This window comes from Planotetraspora sp. GP83 (assembly GCF_041262585.1).
GTDB lineage: Bacteria > Actinomycetota > Actinomycetes > Streptosporangiales > Streptosporangiaceae > JAOEGB01.
Map to the genome: position 1 here is coordinate 36,624 of NZ_JBGCBZ010000038.1, position 6,471 is coordinate 43,094.

A 6,471-nucleotide genomic window follows, 5' to 3' on the forward strand; every position below is an offset into this window, starting at 1 on the left:
CGATCACGCCGGGGCGGTGAGCTGCGGGTCGGTGATTCCGCCGGGGCAGGCGAGGCCCACGATGTCCCAGCCCGCGCGCCGGGCTCCGGCCCGATACGCGCTCTCGTAGAAGGCCAGTACGGCGGCGCGCGGGTCGGGCGCGGACCGCGCGTCGGCGTAGCGCAGCACGGCCAGATGGCCGCCTCGCTGACTGATCCATTGCGCGGTCTCAGGCAGCAGTGCCTCGGCGTCGAGACCCTCGGGCTCAGGGGCGGTGTAGGAGTAGAACGCCGGCTCGGGGAAGTTGTCGTCGCCGAACCAGAAGCCCGAGCTGATCACCTCCCGGGAGTAGGCCTCCCGGGTCACCGGATCGACCTGCGGCGGCTGGTCGACCATCCGGTCGGAGAACCTCGTGCACGCGATGTCGAACGTGTGCCAGAAGTGGTGCACCGGGCTGATCTTGCCGGAGTAGCCCGCGGCGAACTCCTCCAGCACCAGGTTGACCTGGCTGAGGACCTGCCAGTAACGGGTCACCAGGAGGGGGTCGTACGCGGCGTGCTCGGTGTCGTCGGCGAACGGCCGGTCGGAGTCGGGCAGGTCGTACGGCCGGGGGATGTCGATGCGCACCCGCACCCCGAGGTCCTCCAGCGCCCGCATGGTGTCGCGGTAGAAGGACGCCACCGACTGGCCGTAAAGGGCGAAAGACACCATCCGGCCGTCCACGGTGGTGACGAGCAGCCGGTGGCCGACGAAGTCGAAGTCGATCGTGAAGATCGGGTTGCCGTCGGCCTGCCCCATCGGCCGGGTGGTGAGACCTCGCCCGGTGAGATGGAACGGCGCGTGCCACCAGTGGTTGCGCCGGACTCCGGAGGCGAGCCGGATCTTGCCCACCACCTGGGCGAACCGGTGCAGCGTGGCCTTGGTGTCCTGCCACTCGGCCAACGGCATGGCCGCGAACAACTCCATGACACCCACCGTTCCCCCGCTGCTCGTTTCGAAGACCATCAGGACCGCGGAAAGCAAGATCTTCATATCACGAGCGCCGCGGTCACGGTCCACGGCCGTCGCCGCGCTGATCGCCTGCCGAGACCGCGCCATCGAGGCGCGGTACGGCTCGCCAGGCCCCCGTAGCCATCGAATCGGATATTTCGACACAAAGCCGTCATTAGCAGTCTTAAGCAGTATATAAATTGATAATAAGAGATTCAAAGCGCCGAGTCCTCGTTTGTGGCACGTCACGCCTGGAAATCAAGACAGCGCCGGAAGACAGCCCATTTGAGGGCGACGGCGCATTTCTTCCCACTCGGGAAAGAACCAGAAGAATTCTGGGCAATCGAATCCATTAAGGAGGACCGCCCATGTTCAAGCAAATTCTCGCCGGGATGGCGCTCAGCACCGCCCTCGCCGGCGGCGCCCTCGCTATGAGCGCCACGGCCGCGAGTGCCACCACGCTTCCGGCCAACGGGAGCTGGGGCTGTAGCCCCGGCAACAACAACGGCTGCAACAACAACGGTTCGAACAACAACTGCAACAACAATTGCAACAACTCGAACAATTGCAACAGCAACTGCAATAACTGTAACAACTGCAACAACGGCTGCGAGGCCTCCTGCTGCAGCAAGAATTTCTGCTTCGGCGGCGGAAACGGCTTCGGCAACTGCGGAAACGGCATCGGCGCCAACTGCGGCGGTTTCGGCGGCGGCTTGGGTGGCTTCGGCGGCGGAAACGGCCTCGGCAAGGGCATCACCTTCAAGAGGAACAACGCCTGCAACAACAACGACTGCCGGAGCGACTGCGACGACAACAACTGGATCCAGGAGTGCGACAGCTGGGCCAAGGACTCCGGCGACGACTGCGCCGACGACCGCGCCGACTGCGCCGACGAGCGGAACGACGACTGCGACGACTGATGCGATGAGGAGGCCGAGGCCGCACCCGAAACGGCCCCGCATCTCCCAGGACGTGCGGTTCAAGGGCTCCGGCGGAACTCCGCCGGAGCCTTTCGCGTTTCCAGGCCCGCCGGCCCGCCCCCGCACGGCGGCCGGCCTCCCTGGCGGGGTCAGCCGTCTCCCCGGCCGCACGCCGCACGCGGCGCGATCGGGCCTCCTGGGCTTGGGATCAGGCCGGTCAGGCCAAAGGGTCTCCGACGATCGACCTGATGGCTTCCAGCACGTACGGCCAGGCGTCCGAGAGCGGGTCGATCAACCCGAAGTGTTCGACGCCTTCCAACTCCAACAGCATGGCCGACTTCTCCCGCTCGGCGAAGCGGCGGCTGAGCGCGATGGGAACGACATCGTCCTCGGTTCCGTGCAGCAGGACAAGACGATCGTGACCGTACGGCAGCAGCCGGAGCGGGTCCGTCTCACCGAGCAGCTCAAGGCGGCCGCCCAGCAGGTCGGAGACCGCTCCTTTGCCCAGGCCGGTCTCGAAGGAGCCGCCGAGGTCGGACACGGCGGCGAGCGCCACCACTCCGTCGATCTTCAGCGTCTCGTGCCACGGGGACGTGACGGGAAGCCGCTGACGCAGGGCCGACCAGAGCGCGAGCTGCCCGCCCGCCGAGTGCCCGACGAGGACGACCCCTCCCCCGGTCGGCGGCGCGGCCAGGATCGCGTCGACCGCCGTGGCGACGTCGTCGAACGTGCCCGGATAGCCGCCGCCCTCCCCGCCGGTCCGCCGGTATTCGACGGAGCACACGGTGTATCCCGCGGCGGCCAGGCCGTCCGCCATGGGACGGGTGTGCATGCGGTCGACCCGGACCCGCCAGAAGCCGCCGTGCAGCAGGATGACGACGGGCGCGTCCGGCTCGCCCCCATCGGACCGCACATCGATGATCTGGTCGGGGTGCTCGCCGTAGCGGATGACCGAGTCCGGAGACCTGGACGGACGGGTCAGCAGGTCGCGGTAGGGCATGAGCAGATCGTACTGCCCTTGGGAAATGGGCCCATCTTTTCTACAGCCTTTTATCCGCCGAGCCACCTCGTGAATAGCCTGGAGCCGTCGTGGGCAGGCGATGGCAGGAAGTTGTTCCGCATCGGCATCTTACTGATGCCGATTTCCCTGGTTCCCGGACTGTGAAATGCGGAGTATCGCACCTGAAGGAATGCCCCTCGGGAGGGTTTGATGACTGCGACGACGATTCGCCACGTCTCGGTGCTCGGCTGCGGCCTGATCGGAACGTCGATCGCGCTCGCGCTCCGGAAAGCCGGCGTGCATGTGCGGCTGTCGGACCGGGACGCGGACTCGGTGGCGAAAGCCGTACGGATGGAGGCGGGGGTCGCGTTGACGTCTGACGACCCTCCCGCCGACGTGGTGGTCATCGCCACTCCGCCCTCCACGGTGGTCGGCGTGCTGCGCGATGCGCAGGCCCGCGGGCTTGGCACCGTGTACACCGATGTCGCCAGCACGAAGGCGGGGATCCTCGCCGACGCCGAGTCGGCCGGATGTGATTTCACGAGCTACGTGCCGGGACATCCGATGGCCGGCCGAGAGCTCTCAGGTCCCGGCGCCGCCCAGGCGGATCTGTTCGCCGACCGGCGGTGGGTGCTGTGCCCGCACCCGGCGACCCCGCCGGGCCGGGTCATGCTGGTGGCAGAGCTGGCGGCGCTGTGCGGGGCACGGCACACGCTGGTCCAGCCCGACGTCCACGACCGGGCCGTCGCCATGGTCTCGCACGCGCCGCATCTCGTGTCGGCGGCCGTCGCGGCCCGGTTCGCGGGCGCGGACGAGACCACGCTCTCGCTGGTGGGCCGGGGGCTGCAGGACGTGACGCGGGTTGCGAGCGGCGCCCCCGGCCTCTGGTCCGACATTCTCCGGCAGAACGCCGATTCGGTCGCCGCGGTGCTCGACGCGGTGATCCGGGACCTGTCCGCGGCCGCGGCCGCCCTGCGGAGTCCTGGCCACGGCGTCTCCGACGTGCTCGCCGACCTGCTCATCAGAGGCAATCGCGGCCGCGCCCTCATCCTCCACACGGACCAGTCGAGCGCGCCGGCCCAGGCGGACGCGGCGACCCACGACGCGCAACTCGCGGCCTGAAAGCCGGGGTAGGCCGGCGGCCAGCGGTCAGTGGCCGGCGGTCAGCGGCGGTCAGCGGCCAGCGGCCGGTGGTCAGCGGCCGAGATGCGGCGGGCCAGGAGCCGAACATGGGCCGGCCGCCGGCGGCGCAGGGGTGACCCGCGCCGCTCGGCGGCCATGGGGGCGTCGTCACAGGGATTCGGGGGACGTCACAGGGTTCGGGGACGTCACAAGGGTTCGGGGACAATGGGAACGCCGGTCGCGGCGTCCAGGACCTGGATGGCCTGCACGGGACAGCACTCGGCGGCGTCGATCACGTCCTCGTCCGGAGCGATCTCTTCCGAGACCGGGCGGGACCCGGTGGCCGTGAGCTCGAACCGGCCGTCCGCCATCGCGACGCAGATGCCGGAGGAGTGGCAGAGCCGCTGGTCCACGACCAGTTTCCAACGGGGAGCTTCGGTCATCGCACGTGTCCCAACGGCTCGGTTCTCGGTCGTGTCGCCTGGATCTCTCTGCCCATCGGGGTCGTCCACGCGTTGCCGTACCTTCGCGTCGCCCGCGAAGGGTCCGCGATCGGTACGGCAACGCGGGCGACTTCTAGATGTAGAACGTGTTGGGCTCGAGGCCGCAGAGGATCCTGCCGTACAGCTCGGCATTCGTGTTCGGGTGCATGAGAGCGTGCAGGTTGACGCTCTGGATGTCGCGGGCGATGCGCTGGATCGGCACGTCGGTGTAGATCGACGATCCGCCGCTCGCCAGCGCGAAGATGTCCACGGCCTCCTTGCCGAGCCGGCACACGGCGCCCATGTCGGCGCGAACCCTGGCCCGCTCCTCAAGCGTCCACGGCTCGCCCTGCTCGCCCTTGGTGTCGACCGTGCCCGCGAGGCGCTCGGCGTGGAACCGGGCCTCATCGATCTTCATGGTGGCGTCGGCGACCTGCAGGTGGGTGAGGGGGGCCTCGCTCTGGCTCGCGTAGTTCGTGTAGGTGATCTTGCGTCCGGGGAGCCGCTCGAAGAACGCCTCTTGTGCGGCGTCCGCCATGCCGATCACGGTCCCGACCGAGGACGCGGAGGCCACGGGGAGCAGCGGCGCCCGGTAGATCGGGGAGGCGGCGTTGATCTTCGACGCGTACTGCTCGGTGAGGACCGCGGGCAGCGGGAGCACCCGCTCGGCCGGGACGAACAGGTCCTGCGCAACGGTGGTGACGCTGCCGGTGCCCCGCAGGCCCGACGTGTGCCAGTCGTCGATGATCTCCAGCTCCGAGCGCGGGACGAGCGCCATGATCGGCATCGGCTCGCCTTCGGGCGACACCTGGATGGCGACGATCTCCTGCCAGTGGGCGTGCCAGGCGCCGCTGACGAACCCCCACTTGCCGTTCACCACGACGCCGCCGCTGACCGGGGCGGCCATGGCGGTCGGGCTGAGCGTCCCGCACACCCGCACGTCCGGGGTCGAGAACACCTCGTCCTGGACCTCGTCCGGGAAGAGGCACGTCATCCAGGTCGGGATCCAGTAGACGGACGCCGTCCACGCGGTCGAGCCGTCGGCCCGCCCGAGCTGGGCGGCCACATCGACGAGGGTGCGGGTGTCGGACTCGTAGCCGCCGTAGCGGGCGGGCACCCGCATCTTGAATATCCCGGCGTCGGCCAGGGCCTCGATCGACTCGTCGTGAATGCGCCGGTTCTCTTCTGACCAGGCCGCGTTCTTCCGCAATGTCGGCACGAGCTCGGATGCGCGGCGAACGAGCTCTTCCCGCGTCGCCACGTCGGTCGTCAACATCGTTTTCCTCCTGGGGAGTGACCCGCGGCCGCCGTGCGCGGCCGGTTACGCGAGAGCCGCCGGTTTCACGGCGGAAGCCATATACGGCGAAAGCCATGTACGGCGGAAGCCGCTTACGCGAGGGACGAGATCTCCGCCTTGGCGGCCACCCTTCGGATGAGGGCCTCCAGGTTCGGGTCCTCCTCGAAGATGTCCCCCACATCAACCGAGATGCCGAGCTGCTCCTCGATCCGCGAGACAAGCCGGACCGCGGAAATCGACTCGCCCTCCAGGTCGAAGAACGTGGCATCCTCCATCCCGTTCGGCACATCGAGTACGTGCTTCCAGATCTCCGTGACTTTCTCCTCAATCGCGGAGAAACTGTGCTCGGTGGGAAGGTTGCCAGTCATCCGATGCCCTCCATTTGCCAGACGAATGTCCATGAGGCGTGCGCAGATCTGTCGTCTGCCGACCTGTATTCGGATTCTGGTCATATCGTCTCGGCCGGACGAATGGCCTGCATCTCTGAGATTGCCCGACCAATTGCGCAATTCAAAAGAAAGCCGAAAAAGAGAACATCCCCCGCCGAGGGCCGGGAAAGGCCTTGACGGGGGATGCGAGGAAATCGACGCCAGGTCAGCGGGTGGTGAAGAAGTCGGTGATGGCGGTGGCGAGGGCTTCGGGGGAGGCGTCGTGGCCCTGGCCTTCGAGGACTTGGTGGTG

Annotated in this window: 7 protein-coding genes; 2 read left to right on the forward strand and 5 right to left on the reverse strand. The window is 68.1% G+C overall.

What is annotated here, in order from left to right; translation table 11 throughout:
* Nucleotides 1-3: 3 nt before the first annotated feature.
* Entirely contained in the window at nt 4-945 is a 942-nt protein-coding gene (locus ABH927_RS33100; RefSeq protein ID WP_370028284.1) for a DUF5996 family protein, read from the reverse strand.
* A gap of 392 nt (nt 946-1,337) precedes the next feature.
* Between ABH927_RS33100 and ABH927_RS33105 the strand changes: the two genes are divergently transcribed.
* On the forward strand, nt 1,338-1,889 hold the full coding sequence (locus ABH927_RS33105; protein ID WP_370028264.1) for a hypothetical protein: 552 nt from the start codon (nt 1,338-1,340) through the stop codon (nt 1,887-1,889).
* A 217-nt stretch (nt 1,890-2,106) separates the two neighbouring features.
* Here ABH927_RS33105 and ABH927_RS33110 read toward each other — a convergent pair whose 3' ends face one another.
* Entirely contained in the window at nt 2,107-2,889 is a 783-nt protein-coding gene (locus ABH927_RS33110; RefSeq protein WP_370028267.1) for an alpha/beta hydrolase, read from the reverse strand.
* A gap of 210 nt (nt 2,890-3,099) precedes the next feature.
* On the opposite strand from ABH927_RS33110, the gene ABH927_RS33115 reads away from it, so the two are divergent.
* Nucleotides 3,100-4,011 carry a prephenate dehydrogenase gene (locus tag ABH927_RS33115; RefSeq protein WP_370028270.1) on the forward strand — a complete coding sequence of 304 codons (912 nt, stop codon included), beginning with the start codon at nt 3,100-3,102 and terminating at the stop codon, nt 4,009-4,011.
* Nucleotides 4,012-4,217: 206 nt separating this feature from the next.
* Here the strand turns inward: ABH927_RS33115 and ABH927_RS33120 are convergent, their stop codons facing one another.
* The 3 genes from ABH927_RS33120 to ABH927_RS33130 all read right to left on the reverse strand — a co-directional run bounded on the left by ABH927_RS33120 (nt 4,218) and on the right by ABH927_RS33130 (nt 6,158).
* On the reverse strand, nt 4,218-4,454 hold the full coding sequence (locus ABH927_RS33120) for a ferredoxin (RefSeq protein WP_370028273.1): 237 nt from the start codon (nt 4,452-4,454) through the stop codon (nt 4,218-4,220).
* Nucleotides 4,455-4,587: 133 nt separating this feature from the next.
* Complete coding sequence (locus ABH927_RS33125; RefSeq protein ID WP_370028275.1) at nt 4,588-5,769, reverse strand: acyl-CoA dehydrogenase family protein; 1,182 nt, start codon at nt 5,767-5,769, stop codon at nt 4,588-4,590.
* Between the two features lie 113 nt (nt 5,770-5,882).
* Nucleotides 5,883-6,158, reverse strand: a complete 276-nt coding sequence (locus ABH927_RS33130) for an acyl carrier protein (RefSeq protein ID WP_370028278.1) — start codon at nt 6,156-6,158, stop codon at nt 5,883-5,885.
* Nucleotides 6,159-6,471 lie beyond the last annotated feature (313 nt).